This is a genomic window from Piscibacillus salipiscarius, from assembly GCF_042685285.1.
Taxonomy (GTDB): domain Bacteria; phylum Bacillota; class Bacilli; order Bacillales; family Alkalibacillaceae; genus Piscibacillus; species Piscibacillus salipiscarius.
In genome coordinates this window covers 51,995-71,238 of record NZ_JBHUMZ010000019.1, presented here as the reverse complement: position 1 = coordinate 71,238, position 19,244 = coordinate 51,995, and the positions used below count along the sequence as shown (strand labels likewise).

The following is a 19,244-nucleotide window of genomic DNA, read 5'->3' as shown; positions in this document are numbered from 1 at the left end:
GAATTTAGTAGTTTTTAAATTTCAAAGGAATATTTTTACTTTAATAGAATTGTTAGTAATAGGAGGTTGATCTTTATGGATCAAAATTTACTAAACGATTTTAAACGTTTCTTAAAGGAATACCGTGAATCATGGAATAGCTTGGATGCTGAAAGGATGTCAGCCCATCAATCAAAGGATCTAATTGTCCGCTGGGCAAATCCCGATGCGGAAGTCTCAGACTGGGGTGCTGATGCTGCAAAAGAAGGCTGGTATCAGGCTTACAAGCAGTTTGAAGGCAGAAATCCTAAATGGCACTTTGAAGATCTATTTATTGATATTAATAGTCAGCAAGAAGGGGTTGCGGTTTTCCTAGTAACGTTTGAGTTGGATGGATCATTAGTCAACTCTAAATTGTTATTCGCTGAAACGTTTCGCCAAGAACAAGGCGAGTGGAAAAAGATTCGGGAATACGTCGAGAATGGTTTTAGTCTTGAGCAAAAAGTTCATACATAGGAACTGGAGGAAGCATGATGAACCCACCGAAGCACATCGTGTCTGCAGCAACGGTCGTTTTAAATGATCATAATGAATTGTTGTTAATCAAGGGCCCATTAAGAGGCTGGGAAATGCCAGGTGGACAAGTTGAAGAAGGTGAGTCACCACGTGAAGCTGCGATTCGTGAGACGAAAGAAGAGTCTGGTATAGATGTTGAAGTCTTGAAATTTTGTGGTATTTTTCAAAATGTTGAGCGTTCGATTTGCAATACATTATTTTTGTGTAAGTCAATAGGTGGTAAGCCAACAACGAGTCCAGAAAGCTTAGAGGTTGGATTTTTTCCGATTGAAGAGGCATTAAAAATGGTAGAGTATAAAAACTTTAGAGAGCGAATTGAGGCCTGTTTGAATGATGAAGCTCTACCTGTCTATGTCGAATTTTAACTATTTATGTTTTGGAGGTTCCGTTGTATAATATTCTTAGTAAATCGATTGAAGGAGAGGAACCTCAATTGGAAACACAACAATTTAATATGATTATGCAAGCCATTCGTGAATTGTCGGGTCAGTTTAGAGGTTTAGAAGGAAAAGTTGATGTTTTAACTGAAAGAGTAGATGGTCTAGAAGGTAAGGTTGATGTTTTAACTGAAAGAGTAGATGATCTAGAAGGAAAAGTCGATGGTTTATCTGAAAGGGTAAATGGTCTAGAAGGCGAAGTCAAAGGTTTATCTGAGAAAGTCGAGCAAAACACCGAGAGCATTAATGAACTAAAAGAAGGACAAGGTCAACTTAAAAAAGGACTTGATAGTTTAAACGAAAAGGCCGAGTATATTCAACATAAATTAATGGATCACGATGAAGATATTTTCCATTTGAAAAAGAAAGCTTATTAATTTAACCCACTACACCAATCGTAGTGGGTTTGTTTATTCACAGGCTTCGTGTTTACTATAACCATTTTGTACATTTATAACGTGACCTGTCTTTTTCTTAACATAAACAAATTTTTGATCACAAAAGTCGCCTCGATGCCTAAACTCTACTACGAAGTGATCCTCTTTGTCTGTTACGACATCAATCTCTTCTCGTAGTTCATCTGACCAATTTACTCCAGATGGTGTGTCCCATGGTGACTCCTGATTCGGTAGATAAGTATTGATACGCCCTTCTACATGACGGCTGGCGACTGTGAGGGCATGTTTTTCAGATAATGGTAGATTATCATGGTCTAAATTTACATATTCAAATGCCCATGTTTGATTCTGACTTTGAAACCAAACAAATAGACCTATGATGGCGACAATCATGATCGTGGTAATACTAAAGAGTTTCTTCATTTTACTAACCTCTTACTTCACTGATTCCCTCAATCTAAATTTTTGTGCTTCAACAATTACGGATTCGTCAATTTGATTGACAGAGTTCTTCCCAATTAATCCTAACGTAATGTCTAGGTCCGCTGCAAGGTTTTGTAAGACTTCTTTTACGCCGCGTTGACCATCTACTGCTAGTCCGTACATGGCTGGACGGCCAACTAAAACGGCTTTAGCACCTAATGCCATGGCTTTAATGATATCGGAACCACGCCTAATGCCACTATCCATTAATACCGGGATTCGACCTTGAACCGTATCAGTAATAAGCGGCAATGCATCAATGGCTGCAATGGCTCCATCTACCTGCCTACCGCCATGATTAGAGACAATGATTCCATCGACGCCATATTTTAATGCAAGTTCAGCATCTTCTGGGTGGAGGATTCCTTTTAATAAGATTGGTAAGTTGGTGTGTTCTCTTAGAAAAGCTAGGTCATCCCAAGTAAGTCCTGTATTTCCGAATACTTTCGTCCAGTGCATGACCGCTGCTTCTGGATCATCTTGAGGTGATTGGTCGAGTTTACTTAGGAAAGCTGGATCCGTGAAGTAGTTTCCAACACCTTCTCCAATGAGAAATGGTAAATATACGTTCCGTAAATCATCCTCTCGCCATGCCATCATAGGAGTATCGAGTGTGACCACAATAGCAGAGTAGCCTGAGGCCTCGGCTCTTTTGACGAAGCTAGCGGCAATTTCCGGGTCTCGGCTCCAGTAATGCTGGAACCAACGAGGTGCATCTCCCATAGCTTCTGCGATTTTTTCCATTGGAAAAGTTGAGGCAGAGCTTGCAATGTACGGGATGCCTAATTCCGCACAAGCTTTTGCTGAACCAAGTTCGCCTTCTTTATGAATGACCGACTGAGTTCCGATTGGGGCGTGTAAAATAGGTGATGGGAATGATTGGCCAAACAACTGAATGGATTGGTCACGCTCATCTACATTGTTGAGCATTCTAGGTACGATTTGCCAGCGATTAAAGCTTGAGACATTAGCATCCATGGTACGGCCTCCACCTGCACCACCTTTAACGTAATAAAAAGGACCGTCTTCCAGTTTGTGACGTGCTGCCTTTTCCCATTCCTCATATGAAACGGGAAGTCTGTCAGGATCTGGGTTTCTCATGTTTTTGTAGATGTCAAATTGTATTTGATCTCCAATATTTTTCATAGACAATCTCCTTTCAGATTCTTTTAGTCTTACTTCTATGAAACTTATTGGTTTTCCTGTTCGTATAATTGATTAAAGATATCCTAAGGGAGACGATCTCAATTGAAAATAAAATTTGGTTTACCGAAAGAAGACCCAACATTTGATGAGGAATTAATTGGGGACAAGTGGACACCACTTAAGGAGCCAAAAAGTATAGGGTTGGCTTCACTTTTGTCCATTCCTTTCATGCTGATTAATCTAATTATTTGTTGGGTCGTTATAGAAGCTACCTCTGGTTTGTCACTTAAAGATTTTGGGGTTACAGATTCAAGTGTCACAATCAGTATTAATGGGAGTCATTTATTATGGCTACTTGGTTTGATTGTGGTACATGAACTTATTCATTTAATCTTTGTACCTCATTTTATAAAGTCTAAGAAAACTTATATCGGGATTACCTGGCAGGCAGGGTTTGTTTTAACAGAGGATATTATTTCAAGGTCTAGATTCTTGGTGATCTCATTTGCGCCGTTTATCGTTCTATCAATCTTATTGCCAATTGTTTTAAGTTTAGTAGGTATGCTGACTCCACTTATGAAGGTACTCATTTTGTTTAATGCGATCGCTTCATGTGTCGACATGCTGAATGTTTATTTGATTATGACCCAGGTACCAAAGAAGGGTCGCTTAATCAATAATGGTTTCAAGACGTATTGGAAGGCAGCGTAATCCCTCTGTGATACAATCATGTATGAGGTGGTTAACATGATTTGTTTTCTTAATTCATTTTTAATAGCGTTGTTTACGTTTATATATTTAATTATGTTTTCATTAATTCATCCTTTGGTTGGGATTGATCATGAACTCATTCGGATTATAGAATTGGTTATTTCTATAGCCCTTGGTGTGTGGACGAAGAATAAAGTGATGCCGGTTTTAAGTCGCGGCCGGACTTGTGAAGTTAATTTAATATCAAAACAATAAAGGTGACAAGACAAAGTGAAGAGAACAGAAAGTAGATATAACTGAACGATTTTTTACCTTCTTTGTATGCCGATAGTGCGGATACACCTGTAACGACAGCAATGAGTAAGAATAAGTTCGTGTCTGAAAGTGTAAACCCGTCATATGTATAATCTAAGATAAAGATTAATAGGCCAATAGCTAGAACGCCGATTTCAATTTTTCTAATCATAGATAACCTCCTTTCAGTGCAAAATACTAAACTCAAGTATATCAAAAAGAGAAAAAACGGAACACCTTTTGAGCAAGGGTGTTCCGTTTTCCTCATAAAATGAATTTTTTCCTCATAACCCTCAGGCTACAGCGCATTGCCGATGATTTTACGATAATAAATGACAGACAGGATGCCAAAGATCGAATATAGAGCTGTATAAAGAACCATGACGAGGAGCATTGGAGTCCACAACTCTGATCCGAATAAGAACCAACCTGACTGAACGGCAAAATAGCTGTGCAGAAGTCCGATTGCGAGCGGGATGCCAAAGTTAAATAATTGCTTAAGCTGAATACCTTTTAATAAATCAAACTGAGTGAATCCAAGCTTTCTTAAGATTGTATAACTGGGCTGTTCGCTTTCACTTTCGTCCATTTGTTTAAAATACAGGACGCAGCCCGACGTGACAAGGAAAGTCAGTCCAAGGAAGCCCACGATAAACATGATTAGCCCCATGTTCATTTTCTGATCTTGGCTCGACTTCAGTTGTGAATCATTGCCAGCCCATTCTTCTAAATTCTGACTGATGTATAATTCATTGGCTTTCTGTAAGTCACCTTTGCTTACATCAATTCCTGTGAACAATTTAGTGCTCATTTGGATGTCTGGGTTTAAGTCTTGTTTTAGTTTTTCATAAGTTGAGTCATCAACGACAGCTAATGGCAAACCGCCTCCACTAAAGTATGACGAAACAAGGTGCTCACGCTTGAGGCCAATTTGCTGAAGTTCAAACTTTTCCGATTGACCTTTAAAAATTAGAGTTCCTGAGTCTTTAATTTTCATAAAGCTCATCGTAAGATCAGAGTAGCCGTGTAATAGTGCTTCATTTTTTTCAACATTGATTTGTTCAAAATCTGCATCACTAACGACTGGTACTTGATACTGGCTAGGATCAACCATAATAGCGTCATCTTGATCCATATTTAAATCGAGAATGTCTGAGGCATCTGCCACGTACTGAATGACCTCAACTTGTTTCATAGAGTAATCAATATCGTTACTTTCTAAGGCTGTTGTAAACTTATCTACGGATTCTTCATTAACTAATGCAAAGTCGTGAACCACATAGTCTTCTGCCATTTGTTCTGCCGAATAATAAGCGATATAACTTAAGCTTAAAAATCCGATTGCAAGAGCTGAGATAGTCGTAATAATGGTTAGCAATAATGCATTTGATTTCATTCTAAACATAATGGAAGATAACGACATAACTTTATTGATGTTGAGGTAGCCTTTATGTTGTCTTCGGATGAGCTGGAAAATAAACGCAACGGATCCTTTGTAAAATAAGTAAGTGCCTATAATGACGGAACCTAGAATGAACGCCATGGCAAAAGCCATTCCATTAATAGAGGAAAAAGCTAGATCAAATAGCTTCTGAGATACATAATATCCTGTTCCGATTAATCCAATGCCTAAGACTCCTATTATGACCTGCCAAATAGACAAACGTTTGACTTTGACTTCTGTTGAAGACCGAACTTGGAATAAAGCTAGAATGCTTTGTTTTTTTATAAATAGATAGTTCGTCAGCATAATTAGTAAATAAATGCCTAGAAAAACAAGTATAGTTTGAATGAGCGCTTCTTGTGAAAATGATAATGTCGCAACAGCTTCAACGCCTGTAATTTTAAACACAATCATGACGATTAATTTTGAAACTGAGAATCCAAGCAAAATACCAATTAGCATTGAGCTAAAGTAAAGGATGAAATTTTCAATACTTAATATACGAAAAATACGTCCTTTAGTCATGCCGATTAACTGAAAAAGTCCAATTTCGTTACTTCTTCTTTTGATAAATAAATTGTTCGCATAGATCAAGAATATCCCAACGATTGCGATTAATACAACAGAGCCCGCTTTGACCCCCGCTTGACCTTTGATCGTCCCAGTTGCAGGGTCCATGGATGGGTCGTATTGTAATGTGACAAAGGCAAAATAAATTGTGACACTAAAGATTAGGGCAAAGACGTAGAGGTAGTAGTTACTTAAGTTTTTCTTAAGGTTACGAATGATGAGCTGATTAATGTTCATACTGAACGCCACCTAATACGCCTTGCGTTTTCATAATGTCTTGGAAAAAGCTTTGCCTGTCTTCATTGCCTTTATTTAATTGAGTATAAATTTGCCCATCTTTTATAAAAATGACCCGTTTACTGTAGCTGGCGGCTACGGGATCGTGCGTGACCATCATGATCGTTGCCTTTAGTTTTTCATTCAAATCGCTTAATTTATTTAATAAGTTGGAAGCGGATTTTGAATCGAGTGCTCCTGTTGGTTCATCGGCAAAAATAATACTTGGTTCATGAATGAAAGCTCTTGCTGCTGATGTCCGCTGTTTTTGACCGCCTGATATTTCATTAGGATATTTATCTTGAATATCTAAAATACCTAATTCATTAGCAAGTGATTCAAAACGTTCGCTCGCTTCTTTCCTTGATACTTTTTGAATGGATAAAGGCAGTAAAATATTTTCTTTAACCGTTAATGTATCGAGTAAATTATACTCTTGGAATATAAACCCGAGATGATGCTTACGAAACTCCGCAAGTTTTTTCGACTTCATACTTGTGATGAGGTTACCCTCTACTTCAATCGTCCCATGGCTGACTTGATCAATGGAAGATAGGACGTTAAGTAACGTCGTTTTACCTGAACCAGATGCCCCCATAATACTAACGAATTCACCTTGCTCAAGTGTGAGGTCGATTCCTTTTAAGACCTCTTGTCTGTTAAATTTGTTTCCGTAACTTTTATGGATTTTGTGAGCTTTAAGTAGGCTCATGTTAAAAACTCCTTTCCGTTCATCTGAATTCATTGTAAATGGGGTATGGGATTCTTTTCCTTCATTTTACCTAACAATTAGAAAAAGCATGTGACATTTTCGTCACATGCGTGTTATGTGAAGCGTTTTTTGGATAAGAGGAGTTAAAAGGTACCCTACTATAAACCCTGTTGTATTAAGGATTAAATCATCGATATCCATGCTGCCGCGGCCTAAAATGAGTTGAGAAACTTCAATAATAGAAATAGATAAAACAGCAATGAGCAATAAGGTTAACAGACTAGGTTTTTTAGCAACGAGTCTGTAATAGATCCCAAGCGGAATCGTTAAGACAATGTTTGCTCCAATGTTATATAAAGCGACTAAGGGCTCGGCGTTTCCTGACAAATAGAGTTTAATCGTTTCAAAAGGGATGACATTAATATTGTCAGCGCCTGGTCCGTTTGGTCTGAAAAAGAGCAAAATGATTAAGCCTGCTGTGTAAAATAACATGCCAACATGAACAGTCGTGACAGAAAGGTTGATTTTCTTTTTACTCCAAAGCAATCCGAAAATAATACCGATAGTGGTGATACTTAGCCACGCAACAGCTATGACGAGAATATTAAGATATTCAATTAGTTCTTCCCAAACTGGGATTAATGTGACAAATAAAAGTTGTGAGATGATGATACATGTGATTAATCTAATCATAAGTCACCTGCGATCTGAACGAAGTCATTTTTCTTTGGGAACGTTAGTGTAAAAGTCGATCCTTCTCCTACTGAAGACTCGACATTTAGTTTTATTTTTAATGAGTTAGCTACTTGCTCGGTTAAATATAATCCCATTCCAGTAGCTGAATTATCCTGATGTTTAGCCGTAGATGTAAATCCTTTTTCAAAAATACGTGGTAAGTCTTTATCATCAATTCCACGACCATCATCTTGCACCTTGAGTTTGGTCTGTCCATTTTGTTCAAAACTTTGTATGAGAATATCTGAGTTCTCACTGTATTTCACACTATTAGAGAGTAACTGTCTCACCATAAAGGCAAGCCATTTACCATCTGTTAATACTTTAGGTTCGTTTAAGTCAATGTCAAACCCAATTCCTTTATGAATACACCATGATTTTAGATTTTTAATTTCTTGATAAATAATTGGTTCTAAATTTGTTTGTTCAATGTAAAGGTCATTTTCAATAATCGCCATTCGCTTCTTGTGTAATTGTTGGTCAAGAAGGAGGTGAATCCGAAGCCATTCGTAATCTAGACTGGTTTTAAGCGCCTGATCTTCAATTCGGTCGATAATGAGTTGCATAGCGGTTAGAGGTGTTTTAACTTCATGAATCCACGACAGTAACTCGTCTTTTTCCTGTTCTAAGTTCGTTCGGTTGTTAGATTCGATTTGTTTTAATTGTTCGGTTTGTTTCGTAACGTTTTGTGACACAATCTTTTCAAATGGCGACTTTGGTTCAGGTAGTTCAGATTCATCTAATAAATTAGCCCGGTCGTTCAGCTTTTTGTAAAAGTCTGTTTCTCGTTTATAACGAATGATGAAAAAGAGCAAAAACACTAAGTTAGATAAAAATGTGTAGTATAAAATGGATTGAATTGCAATTGCTGAATCTACATACGCAATGAATAAAATAAGGCCATGCATGAATAAAATCATTAGAATCCAACTAATACGTTCGATTAAAAACTTAATCAACATTAGGGTGTTCCTTCTTTCGCGATATAGCCTTGTCCAACTTTCGTTTCAATGTAATCACCTAAACCAATTTCACCAAGTCGCTTACGTAAACGGTTAACGTTTACAGTAAGCGTGTTGTCGCTAATGAACCGTTCATCTTCCCATAGGCTGTTAATCAGGGACTCCCGGCTAACAATTTTATTTTTATGTTCAATTAATTTCTTTAAAATAAATGTTTCATTTTTGGTTAACTCAATGCTGCCTTGGTCATTAGTCACTTCATTTTTCTCGTAATCAATCGTGGCCCCGCACCATGTTTTCAGCTGAACATGATCGGTATTGTAATTATATACCCGCCTAAGCGTCGCTTGAACCTTCGCGATGAGTACATCGAAATGAAACGGCTTTTGAATATAGTCATCAGCGCCTAGCTGCATCGACATAACCATGTCAGTTGGATGATCGCGTGATGATAGGAAAATAATGGGCACGTTCGAATGCGAGCGAATCATTCGACACCAGTGAAACCCGTCATACTTAGGAAGCTGAATGTCGATCACAACTAAGTCTGGTTTGATGCCTGTAAATTCTTCCATAACTTTCTCGAAATTTTGTATCCCATAAACATCATAAGACCACTGAGTAAGTCGTTCTTTGATTTCATTAAAAAGGGACTCGTCATCCTCAATGATGAGTAGTTTAAACATATTTTCACCTTCAAATATAACTTGTATTAAGGCTAGTATATCAAATGTGATGGAAGGGTGTGTGGCTTAAAAACAAGATAAAAGGATTAAATAAAATGTTGTCGAACTTATGTATTAGTAAATAAAAGTAATAGCGGGGTTAGTTTATGTTAGATGTAAAAACGAAGGCTTTTGAAGTATCTTCTAGATGGATTAAGCGTCATGCGAGGCCTTTAGAGGCGGCGAGATGGGCTTATAAGTTTGAGGATGGAACGAAGGATGAGGTTTTAAAACATTTAAAGGCATTTCAAAATGAAGACGGAGGGTTTGGGCACGGTATAGAACCTGATTTCTGGGTGCCACACTCGAATGCGATGGCGACGTGGGCTGCAGGGCAAATTTTAATAGATTTGGATGTGCGGGCTAATCACGACATGGTGCAATCTACGATCTCGTACTTAATCAACACGTATGATAAGGACCTTGGTATGTGGGCATCAGTAATACCAGAAAACAACGACTACCCTCATGCACCGTGGTGGGGCTATTCAGAAGATGCTCAGAATAACTGGATGTTTAACCCGAGTGCAGAGCTAGCCGCTTTCTTAGTACATTGGTCTAACGAAAAAGATGAAGCTTGGCAAGTTGGCTGGGATTCGCTTACTAAGGCTTGCAGGCGTCTTATGAGTGCAGAAGACATGGACTTTCATGAGATTAGCAATTTTAATCAGATGGTTAAGTTACTTGAATCTAATCAAGCTCAGTTTAAAGAGCAGACAGGTTACGCATTTGAAGAGGTTAGTAGAAAAGTAGATAACCTTATTTTACAGACCGTCGAGCAAGACCCATCGAAGTGGGGGACAAGTTATCAACCTTTTCCATTAGATTTTGTAGAAAGTCCTGATGATCCGCTTGCAAAGGAGTTTGGTTCGCTGATTGAGAAGAATCTAAATTTCTTTATTGAGGATCTGCTTGATGAAGGGATTTGGGATATCTCCTGGGAATGGGGGCAGTATCCGAATGAATTTGCCATCTCAAGACGGTATTGGCAAGGCATTTTAACGGTCGATCGATATAAATTATTAAAACGGTTTGGGAGAGTATAAAATTGTTAGAAGGGGATGTTCTAAAGAATCTACAATGGATTAAGGACGAAACGATCGATTTAAATCAATCGAATGGGGTTCAAGTTTCGAATTTTTTGCCTAATACGTATAGTCATTATATTAAAGTACTACACCCAAATTTACCGAGATTTAAGTATTCAAGATGAGTGGCTGCTATACAGTGAATTCGATTCAGATACATTTGAGCCTGTTATTGGCGAGAGAATCTATCATCGAGAACTAGCTAAGAAATATGGACTCACATATTCGAAAGAGTATAGTTCAGCAGAAATTGCGAGAAAGCTAGGCGGTTATCCGAGATATTTAATTTTAGGTGAAGAGGGGAGTTTGGATGAGAAATCCTGCTACGAGCTAACCTCAGTCTTGATGCCATTTACGGACCAGGGTCAATGTCATTTTTATTACGACATTTTAAAATTGGTAAATGAAGTTCCTGATTTGCAAGACTACAAGGATGGGCTACTATATAACGGGTTATTAAGTAATGTTTTAAAGGTGTACAACAGTGGCAACCGCGCCGGATTGGGTTCTCCAACTTACTTGTGGGACAATGAGAGAAGTTGGTGTTTGTATACAGATTACGATTCTGATTTCTCTATTTTGGGCGGCAATGAAAAGCTGGCTATGAAACTATTAAATAACCCTACGCTAGAATGCATTCAAATTGATTTAAATACAAGAGTGGATGTTGAGGAGGCGCAAGAATGATGAAAGAGCTGGTTAGAGTCGGTACGAATTATATACCTGTAATGGACGTCGAACAATCAATAGAATGGTATGTTGGAAAGCTAGGAGCGGAACTGAGTTATCAAGACCACGATAAAGCCATTATCAACTTTGCCAATCAGAGTCTGTTTTTGGTCAAATCAGAGGAAAACCAAAGCGCTAATTTTGTAGATTACAAAGGGATCGAGTGGTTTTCGTTAACATTTGAAGTAAACGGTTTGGAAGCTTTAAGTTCTTTACATAGTGATTTAAAAGATCGCGGAGTGCAGGTTGGAGAAATTGAAGATCGCGGACATCCAGGTAGAAACTTTGTGTTTTCAGATTTAGATGGAAATAAGTTCGACGTTTGGAGTGAACTAAGTCCGATTTTCAAAGAAAAATTCTCGATCAAGTAAGGGATGCTTTGTTAGTTCCCCATAAATAAGGCACCAAGCTCTAGCTTGATGCCTTCTTAAATTTATTCAACATTGATAACAATTTTCCCTTTCGCATGGTGGGTTTCGCTTAGTTCGTGTGCATCCTGAATTCCTTGTTCCGTTAGCGGGAAGCGGTGGCCAATAATGACCTTGAGGTTACCTTCTTTCATTTGATTCGCGATTTGTTTAAGCTGTTCGCCTTTTGGTTCTAACCATACGAAGAATGCTTTGACGCCGTGCTCATTAGCCTTTTCTTCTTCTGGTGGTGCAGCAACTGACGCAAGTTCGCCGCCTGACTTCAAGATTTTGTAGCTTTTCTCTTGAATATCTCCGCCTAACGTGTCAAGGACGAAATCATAGTCTGTTAATTCTTCTTCAAAGTTTTGTTTGGTGTAATCAATGACCTCATCGGCACCAAGTTCTTTGACGAGCTCCACGTTTTTCGTGCTGCAAGTTGTTGCGACATATGCACCGGCGTTTTTAGCAAGTTGGATTGCAAAGGAACCGACCCCGCCTGAGCCTGCATGGACTAACACCTTGTCGCCTTCTTTAACGCTGCCGTGTTCAAATAGACACTGCCATGCCGTTAGCGCTGTTAGTGGCGTTGCTGCAGCTTCTTCAAAGCTTACGTTTTCTGGGATTTTCGCAAGCAAGTGAGCGTCAACTGCTGTATATTCTGCATATGTTCCGCGATTTGTCAGTTCAGGGCGGGCAAAGACTTGATCTCCGACTTGATAATCGTTCACGCCTTCACCGACTTCATCCACGACGCCTGCTACGTCCCATCCTAAAATAATAGGAAATTCAAAAGGCACCATATCTTTTAGGTAACCTTCGCGTAGTTTCCAGTCAATTGGATTAATGGAAGTTGCGTTCACCTTCACAATGACTTGTCCCTCTTCAGGAGTTGGCCTTTCAAACTTCTGTTCTTTTAAAACGTCTTTATGACCATATTCATTCATGACTATTGCTTTCATGTTGTCACCTCATTTTAAATTCATGTTATTAATATGTGTGTAGCTTCAAAGGTTATTCAAATGCAATTGTAAAATGTAAGTGGCTTAACATAAAATCATCTGCTTAGTAACTAAACTTAATATTCTTTAACTAAATCGCGTATTGTGTATCCTTTCGGTAGGGGAGCCAATGTTAAATAACCGTCACTCCCGGCTTCAGCATTTTTCTGGCAGCTTAAGTCAGGCTTGCCGTTAATCATCATCATACATGTTGTGCAAAGCCCTGTTCGGCATGAAAAACGATAAGCGATACTAGGGTCATGTTCCTGATAAATTTTTTCTAGAACATTTAACACAGTCATAACTTTAGGACAATTGACATGGTACTCACTCACATGCGAACCGCGATCAATTTTGACGTGAAGATTCATCAGACTTGACCTCCTTATGCAGAACTTTCAATTGATTGTTCCCCAACCGAACCAAAATATGGTGGGCAGGACTCATTTGTTCTAGAAAATCTGAATTAAAGTGTGCTCCTCGGCTTTCCTTACGGTGAATGCCCGATAAAGTCATTGCTTCAGCTGTAAGGGTCATATGGGTAGCCTCAATGTAGTCGATGATTTCCCTTGAGTAAGGCTTAATAGATGAAATATGCACATCCTTAAGCTTATGCTTGATGGTGTTAATCTCTGATAAAGCTGTAGTTAATTCTTCACTCGTTCGAATCACCCCAAAATAATCGGACATCACTCTTTGAATTTCTGACTTGATTTCATGCGGGCGATGTTCACCTTTAAGGTTTAGATGTAATGGTTCCAACGAAATGTTATTGGAATTTTGTGAGTACGCTGCAGCTTTCTGTCCAGCACGAGCACCAAAAACGAGGCACTCAGATAAGGCGTTATTGCCAAGGCGATTACCTCCATGCAGACCACCCGCCACTTCACCTGCTGCGAAAAGCCCGTCTAAATCCGTTTGGCCGTCCTGATCAATTCGGACTCCTCCCATTATAAAGTGAGCTGCCGGGCCAACTTGAGCACGCTCAATCGCAAGGTCGACTCCCCTATCTTTACAAAGCTGGTACTCGTGTGGAAACTCTTTTTTAACTTGATCGATGACTTCTGTTGCATCGAGCCAAATCGGACCACGGCCTTCAGCGGTTTCGGATGCAATGGCAATAGATAGCTTATCACGAGTGGCATCTTCAAGTGTGTCTGGAGCGTATTTTTTCATAAATCGTTCGCCATGTTTATTAAAAAGTTTCGAATAATGATAAAAGCTGATGCACAGACCTGCGATAGACTTTGGTTCCATAATACTAACTGGATAAAACTGCACCTGCTCAAAATCTATTAAAGATGCACCGGCTTTTAGTGCAAGGGCATAACCATCACCAGTCGACTGAACGGGGTTACTAGTTATAGGATATAGTTGTCCGGCTCCGCCCGTTGCTAGAATAGTTGCTTTGCTCTTAATCTTATAAAATGTGTTGTCCGATAAGTCCAACACTAGTGCACCATAGACTCGTTTGTGTGTCTTTAGAAGTTCGACGGTCATCACATCACTCCATGTTGCTACCCGGTCGTCTTTGGTTACTTTTTTTCTTAACGTATGTAAAAGGCCAAGGCCTGTTTTACCTTTTTTGGCACTAACTGAGCGAGGGAGGGAATGTCCGGAAGTGTGGGACACAGTCACTTGCTCACCTTCGCGGTCCAGTTTCAGTCCCCAGTCGATTAAATCTTCTAATCTAGTTTTAATGTCATTCACAAGAGTTTGTGCAAGTACGGGGCTACTAAGGCCACGCCCACTTTTATAAATATCTTGTAAGTATGGTTCAGGCCCATCTTGTTCGTGTGACCACGACCCAAGTCCTGCCACCTGAACGGCTCCCGTTGAAGAGCCGCTCCAGCCGAGCGCACCTTTATCTAAGATGAGTACTCGTTTATTGTCTTGCGCTGCATATGTAGCTGCTGATAGCCCAGCAGTTCCAGAGCCAATGACTAGAACATCCGTCTCGATTGTTTTCACGCGATCACCACTTTCAGAAAACCTTTTGACTTAAGCGTATCATGATTTTTTTAAAAATGTCTCAAAAAATTGGTCGAATATGAAGTGAAAAGTTAAAGATTAATAGATAAATCTGAGATAAGGGTAGATAAAACGGATTAAAAGGTCGATATATCGTAAAAAAGGGTAGATAAATCCAAAACTGGGGTCGATAAATCTGAAAAAGTATTAGATAAACCCAAAATTGAGGTCGATTAATCTAATGTTGGGGACGGTTAATTGAAAAACATTTTATACTGCTCTAAAAAGTTAGAAAAAGTCGCAAGCATCCGTCATAGTCTATTGGAAAGGAGGGGTTTCGGTGACGAAGATCGGTTTTTTATATCCTGGGTTTGCGGCAGAGGATGATTATCCTTACCTCAGTATGATGGTGGAACCATCCGTTGATGTTAAATTAGTACATACGAATTTTAATCGAGATGCGCATACGGTTGAGGCGTTAACAGAAATGGGCAGTAATAAAAGATTACTTGAAGGAGCGGAATACTTAAAAGGAGAAGGCGTTGAGTCGGTCATGTGGACATCAACGAGTGCCAGTTTTACATTAGGCATTGAAGGTGTTCAGGAGCAGATAAAAGTTTTAGAAGATGCTTTAAAGGTGCCGGCATCGACAACAGCGATGGCGTTCATTCATGCTTTAGATGCAATGGGGTCTAATCGTGTCGCGATTGCGGCGACTTACCCAAAAGATATCGCTCAGCTATTTAAAGAATTTCTCGAGTCACACGGGTTTGAAGTTGTTAAATACTCAAGTAAAGGTATCATAACCGCAGCGGAAGTTGGTACGTTACGCCGTGAAGATGTCATCGACTTTGTAACTCAGTATGATACATCTAATGCCGACACATTATTGATACCAGATACAGCCCTGCATTCGGCTGCTTGGCTTGAAGGTCTAGAAGATGCTGTTCAGAAGCCTGTGTTAACCGCAAACCAAGTCAGTTTTTGGGAAGCACTAAGAATCGCTGGAAAGTTAACCAATCAGACAGGGTTTGGGGAACTTTTTAGCAGGCCAATATCGGAGGACTCATAGATGTTATACCGAGCGAACCCGGGTCAGGTGAGTTATGGTGAGTCGATTGGTATATTGTTAATGGACACGTACACACCGTTTGTGCCAGGTGATGTTGGAAATGCCACCACGTATTCATTTCCTGTTAGGTTCCAGCGAGTCCAAGGTTTGACGTTTGATCAATTATTAACAAAGGACCAGGCATTAGTTGAGCCTCTTCTTGAAGCGGGGCACGAGCTTGTAAAAGAAGGTGTACGCGCCATAACAGGTGATTGCGGTTATATGGCCATGTTTCAAAAAGAAATTGCTAAGGAATTAAAGGTGCCCGTATTTTTATCGAGCCTTCTTCAATTACCATTTATGTCCGCCATGCTCGGACCAAATGAGAAAATCGGCATTATTTGTAGTCATTCGACATACTTTGATCACGATTTAATTAGCGGTATGGGATTATATGTGGACCCTGGCAAAATATCGGTTATTGGTATGGAAACACAAGAACACTTTCGCCTGGCTGCGCATGTTGAAAATGGCCTTCTAGACCCTGAGGTGGTTGAACAAGAAGCCTTGTCAGTTGCGATAGATTTAGTGACTCGTGAACCAGAGGTGAAGATGATTTTGTTAGAATGCAGCAGTCTACCGCCTTATGGCAAGGCTATCCAGCAGGCAACCGGGCTTCCGGTGTTCGATTATATAACGATGATCGAATACGTTCATTCTGCTTTAGTGAAAAAGAGGTATAAAGGGTTTATGTAAACAGCATCCCTATAACACTTTCGAGATGGTACAATGTACTAAAATGAAAGTGTTATTTATTTGCATCCAAGAACACATAAAGAGGAGAAGGCAGATGCGTCATAAATTTTCCCTGAAAACTAAAATCATAACGATGATTACCACGCTACTACTATTCGTGACGGTTGTTATCACAGGTATTAATGGATATATCGAATGGAACCAGACGAAGGAATCAATGGGACAACGAGCATTAGATGTGGCTACGTCCATCTCGTTAATGCCAGAGGTGATTGATGCCTTTGAATCTGAGAACCCTTCTAAAGTCATTCAACCGATAGCTGAAAGAATACGTGAGCAGGTAGGAGCAGAATTTATAGTTGTCGGAAACAAAGACAGCATTCGTTACTCCCACCCTCAGGAATATAAGATCGGTAAGAGGATGGTAGGCGGAGATAATGACCAAGCTCTCATCCATGGTGAGTATTATCAATCGGAAGCTATTGGTTCTCTTGGTCCATCACTTCGTGGTAAGGCGCCTATTTTTAACGAAAAAGGGGAAGTCATTGGCCTTGTATCAGTAGGGTTTATGTTAGAAGATATAAAAAGTACCATTTTTGACCGAATGCAGGTGTTACTAATATCTGCTCTAATCGTACTCATGCTCGGAAGCTTCGGAAGTGTTTTACTAACGAGGAGCATTCGAAATGATATTTTAGGATTGGAACCACATGAAATTGTTTCGTTATATCGTGAGAGAAAAGCGGTTTTACGTTCTGTAAAAGAAGGGATTGTCGCTATTGATCGAGAGGGACGCATTACGATCTTGAACCATTCAGCAAGGCAAATGTTAGGACTAACTGAAGAAGCAAAATATAAACATATTGATGAAGTATTACCAGACACTAAAATGTTTAAAGTTCTTGAAAGTGGCAACTCAATGATTGATGATGAAATGATTTTGAGAAATCGTGTTGTAATTGTTAATCGGACACCCATCTATGAACAAGATGGACAGGTTGTTGGAGTGGTTGCGAGCTTTAGAGATAAAACTGAGATTCAAGAAATGTTAAATGCGTTATCTGAAGTGAAGAGTTACTCAGAAGACTTACGGGCTCAGACGCATGAGTACACGAATAAATTATATGTGATTTCAGGCATGCTGCAACTCGGGCACTATCAAGAAGCAATAGATCTAATTCAAGAAGAATACAAGCAGCATCAACATCAAACGAAGAAGCTGTTTAAGTATATAGAAGATGAATCCGTTCAAGCGATTTTAACCGGAAAAATTGGTAAAGCATCGGAGAAGAAAGTCGATCTTGTCATAGATGAAAATAGCTCGTTATCCAAACTTCCTGAGTGGTTTAACACATCAAAGATGATTACGATTTTAGGCAATTTAATTGATAATGCCTTTGATGCTGTGAAAGATCGTCATAATAAGCAGGTTACATTTTTCGTAACCGATTTAGGGAACGATATTATTTTTGAAGTAACTGATAACGGAAAAGGGATCCCAGATGCTATTCAAGAACAAATTTTTGAAAAAGGTTTTTCAACCAAGCAAGGAACTGACCGAGGGTATGGTCTATCCATTGTTGAGGAAACCGTTCAAGAATTAAATGGTTCGATTGAATTACAGAGCAGTGAAGAAGGGACAACATTTACCGTGTATCTACCGAAAAGAGAGGAGGTCTGATTAAACGTGTTAAAAATAGGGATTACAGAAGATGATTATCGTGTGGCGATGATTCACGAGGAATTTGTCAATAAAGTTGGTGGCTGTGAGGTTGTTTTCAAAGCTCTAAATGCTAAAGATACAATGCAAAATTTGAAAGAACATCCAGTTGATTTATTACTTCTCGATATTTATATGCCAGATCGTTTAGGCACGGAGGCCATTGATGAGATTAGATCGATTGATCCTCAAATTGGTATTATCATGATCAGTGCCGGTAACGACCGTGAAATTGTACAAGAAGCTTTGAAAAAGGGGATCTTTGATTACATTATTAAACCAGTCACGCTCGATCGTTTTGTCAGTGCGATAGAGAAGTTTAAACAATTTAAAGAAGAGTTCAGTAAGCATGATGAAGTTGACCAGACACTGTTAGATCAGTATTTCGGTCAAGAAGGATTATCTGAATCTCATATGAAACAAGATACTCCGAAAGGAATTGATCCTTTAACACTTAAAAAGGTGAAGGAAATTCTTGAAAAGGAAAAAGGGCTAACAGCTGAGGAGATGGGCAGGCAGATGGGAGCCTCTAGAACGACTGCCCGTAGATATTTAGAATATTTAATTTCAGAAGGTGAGTGTCAAGCAGAATTAGAATACGGAATTGTGGGTAGACCAGAGCGAAAGTATTATAAGAGCTAAAAGCAGCTAGGACTGTTTTTGGCTCTTTTTTTATAAGCTATTAAATATAATAATTTCTAGTCACGCTTCGACTAATTATGTTTATTTAGCACTGTCTAGCGCGTAGCGCCCAATCACTGGGTGACTTCCTGTCTAAACCTACGATAAGTCAACATCGATTCGCGAAACTCATCGTGTTTCCTTTATCTCAGTTTAGCCGGTTCAGCGACGAACAGGACGTTCTAGTGCCGACGTTGGCCGCAGGACGCGGCCGTAGTTAGTCGGCGCACTGCGTGGTTAAACAGGCGCTCCGCGCTTTTCTAGTGTCGTGAACAAAATGAACAAAATGTTTTTATTTTTCTTTATACCGTTAATTTTGAAAACGGTTACAAATTAGAATTTTCATTTTAGTATGATGAGTAGCGATTCAATTTTGACATTTTTGAAACAAA

General features: G+C 39.3%; 22 protein-coding genes. 11 read left to right on the top strand and 11 right to left on the bottom strand.

All coding sequences use genetic code 11. The features are described from left to right. Positions 1-75: 75 nt before the first annotated feature. From ACFSW4_RS07280 to ACFSW4_RS07270, 3 genes are all read left to right on the top strand, one after another. Complete coding sequence (locus tag ACFSW4_RS07280) at positions 76-495, top strand: nuclear transport factor 2 family protein (RefSeq protein WP_054752386.1); 420 nt, start codon at positions 76-78, stop codon at positions 493-495. A gap of 17 nt (positions 496-512) precedes the next feature. Next, positions 513-920 carry an NUDIX hydrolase gene (locus ACFSW4_RS07275; RefSeq protein ID WP_377328389.1) on the top strand — a complete coding sequence of 136 codons (408 nt, stop codon included), beginning with the start codon at positions 513-515 and terminating at the stop codon, positions 918-920. A gap of 68 nt (positions 921-988) precedes the next feature. Further along, positions 989-1,369, top strand: coding sequence for a hypothetical protein (locus tag ACFSW4_RS07270; RefSeq protein ID WP_279401372.1), 381 nt, complete (start codon positions 989-991; stop codon positions 1,367-1,369). A gap of 33 nt (positions 1,370-1,402) precedes the next feature. On the opposite strand, the gene ACFSW4_RS07265 is transcribed toward ACFSW4_RS07270, so the two are convergent. Together ACFSW4_RS07265 and ACFSW4_RS07260 are read right to left on the bottom strand one after the other, a co-directional pair. After that, positions 1,403-1,813 carry a hypothetical protein gene (locus tag ACFSW4_RS07265; RefSeq protein WP_054752383.1) on the bottom strand — a complete coding sequence of 137 codons (411 nt, stop codon included), beginning with the start codon at positions 1,811-1,813 and terminating at the stop codon, positions 1,403-1,405. Between the two features lie 12 nt (positions 1,814-1,825). Next, complete coding sequence (locus tag ACFSW4_RS07260) at positions 1,826-3,019, bottom strand: lactate 2-monooxygenase (protein ID WP_377328387.1); 1,194 nt, start codon at positions 3,017-3,019, stop codon at positions 1,826-1,828. Between the two features lie 102 nt (positions 3,020-3,121). Between ACFSW4_RS07260 and ACFSW4_RS07255 the strand changes: the two genes are divergently transcribed. Then, on the top strand, positions 3,122-3,730 hold the full coding sequence (locus tag ACFSW4_RS07255; protein ID WP_054752381.1) for a DUF3267 domain-containing protein: 609 nt from the start codon (positions 3,122-3,124) through the stop codon (positions 3,728-3,730). Positions 3,731-3,962: 232 nt separating this feature from the next. On the opposite strand, the gene ACFSW4_RS07250 is transcribed toward ACFSW4_RS07255, so the two are convergent. The 6 genes from ACFSW4_RS07250 to ACFSW4_RS07225 all read right to left on the bottom strand — a co-directional run bounded on the left by ACFSW4_RS07250 (position 3,963) and on the right by ACFSW4_RS07225 (position 9,409). Continuing rightward, the gene (locus ACFSW4_RS07250) at positions 3,963-4,196 is read right to left on the bottom strand and encodes a hypothetical protein (RefSeq protein ID WP_377328385.1); all 234 of its coding nucleotides are present in this window, start codon (positions 4,194-4,196) and stop codon (positions 3,963-3,965) included. 126 nt (positions 4,197-4,322) lie between these two features. Continuing rightward, entirely contained in the window at positions 4,323-6,275 is a 1,953-nt protein-coding gene (locus ACFSW4_RS07245; protein WP_377328383.1) for an FtsX-like permease family protein, read from the bottom strand. Further along, positions 6,265-7,026, bottom strand: coding sequence for an ABC transporter ATP-binding protein (locus tag ACFSW4_RS07240; RefSeq protein ID WP_054752375.1), 762 nt, complete (start codon positions 7,024-7,026; stop codon positions 6,265-6,267). Before ACFSW4_RS07240 ends, ACFSW4_RS07245 begins: the two co-directional genes overlap by 11 nt. Positions 7,027-7,128: 102 nt before the next feature. Continuing rightward, positions 7,129-7,719: a VanZ family protein gene (locus tag ACFSW4_RS07235; RefSeq protein WP_377328381.1), complete on the bottom strand. Its 591-nt coding sequence runs from the start codon at positions 7,717-7,719 to the stop codon at positions 7,129-7,131. Further along, the gene (locus ACFSW4_RS07230; protein ID WP_377328379.1) at positions 7,716-8,723 is read right to left on the bottom strand and encodes a sensor histidine kinase; all 1,008 of its coding nucleotides are present in this window, start codon (positions 8,721-8,723) and stop codon (positions 7,716-7,718) included. The genes ACFSW4_RS07235 and ACFSW4_RS07230 overlap by 4 nt, the downstream gene beginning before the upstream one ends. Then, positions 8,723-9,409, bottom strand: a complete 687-nt coding sequence (locus ACFSW4_RS07225) for a response regulator transcription factor (RefSeq protein WP_054752371.1) — start codon at positions 9,407-9,409, stop codon at positions 8,723-8,725. Before ACFSW4_RS07225 ends, ACFSW4_RS07230 begins: the two co-directional genes overlap by 1 nt. A 146-nt stretch (positions 9,410-9,555) precedes the next feature. Between ACFSW4_RS07225 and ACFSW4_RS07220 the strand changes: the two genes are divergently transcribed. The 3 genes from ACFSW4_RS07220 (at position 9,556) to ACFSW4_RS07210 (ending at position 11,636) form a co-directional block, all read left to right on the top strand. Further along, positions 9,556-10,494: a hypothetical protein gene (locus ACFSW4_RS07220; protein WP_377328377.1), complete on the top strand. Its 939-nt coding sequence runs from the start codon at positions 9,556-9,558 to the stop codon at positions 10,492-10,494. Positions 10,495-10,566: 72 nt separating this feature from the next. Beyond that, the gene (locus ACFSW4_RS07215) at positions 10,567-11,223 is read left to right on the top strand and encodes a hypothetical protein (RefSeq protein WP_054752369.1); all 657 of its coding nucleotides are present in this window, start codon (positions 10,567-10,569) and stop codon (positions 11,221-11,223) included. After that, positions 11,220-11,636 carry a VOC family protein gene (locus ACFSW4_RS07210; RefSeq protein ID WP_377328375.1) on the top strand — a complete coding sequence of 139 codons (417 nt, stop codon included), beginning with the start codon at positions 11,220-11,222 and terminating at the stop codon, positions 11,634-11,636. Before ACFSW4_RS07215 ends, ACFSW4_RS07210 begins: the two co-directional genes overlap by 4 nt. Positions 11,637-11,698: 62 nt before the next feature. Here the strand turns inward: ACFSW4_RS07210 and ACFSW4_RS07205 are convergent, their stop codons facing one another. From ACFSW4_RS07205 to ACFSW4_RS07195, 3 genes are all read right to left on the bottom strand, one after another. Then, positions 11,699-12,634, bottom strand: coding sequence for an NADP-dependent oxidoreductase (locus tag ACFSW4_RS07205; RefSeq protein ID WP_377328373.1), 936 nt, complete (start codon positions 12,632-12,634; stop codon positions 11,699-11,701). Between the two features lie 116 nt (positions 12,635-12,750). Continuing rightward, complete coding sequence (locus tag ACFSW4_RS07200; protein ID WP_054752367.1) at positions 12,751-13,044, bottom strand: 2Fe-2S iron-sulfur cluster-binding protein; 294 nt, start codon at positions 13,042-13,044, stop codon at positions 12,751-12,753. Next, entirely contained in the window at positions 13,022-14,644 is a 1,623-nt protein-coding gene (locus tag ACFSW4_RS07195; RefSeq protein ID WP_377328371.1) for an L-aspartate oxidase, read from the bottom strand. Before ACFSW4_RS07195 ends, ACFSW4_RS07200 begins: the two co-directional genes overlap by 23 nt. A 340-nt stretch (positions 14,645-14,984) precedes the next feature. Here ACFSW4_RS07195 and ACFSW4_RS07190 point away from each other — a divergent pair, with 340 nt between their 5' ends. The 4 genes from ACFSW4_RS07190 to ACFSW4_RS07175 all read left to right on the top strand — a co-directional run bounded on the left by ACFSW4_RS07190 (position 14,985) and on the right by ACFSW4_RS07175 (position 18,813). Next, entirely contained in the window at positions 14,985-15,716 is a 732-nt protein-coding gene (locus ACFSW4_RS07190; RefSeq protein WP_377328369.1) for a maleate cis-trans isomerase family protein, read from the top strand. Beyond that, the gene (locus tag ACFSW4_RS07185) at positions 15,717-16,451 is read left to right on the top strand and encodes an aspartate/glutamate racemase family protein (protein WP_054752361.1); all 735 of its coding nucleotides are present in this window, start codon (positions 15,717-15,719) and stop codon (positions 16,449-16,451) included. 94 nt (positions 16,452-16,545) lie between these two features. Further along, the gene (locus ACFSW4_RS07180) at positions 16,546-18,132 is read left to right on the top strand and encodes an ATP-binding protein (RefSeq protein ID WP_054752359.1); all 1,587 of its coding nucleotides are present in this window, start codon (positions 16,546-16,548) and stop codon (positions 18,130-18,132) included. A 6-nt stretch (positions 18,133-18,138) separates the two neighbouring features. Next, a complete protein-coding gene (locus tag ACFSW4_RS07175) occupies positions 18,139-18,813 on the top strand; it encodes a response regulator (protein ID WP_054752357.1) in 675 nt (224 codons plus the stop codon). Positions 18,814-19,244: the final 431 nt, after the last annotated feature.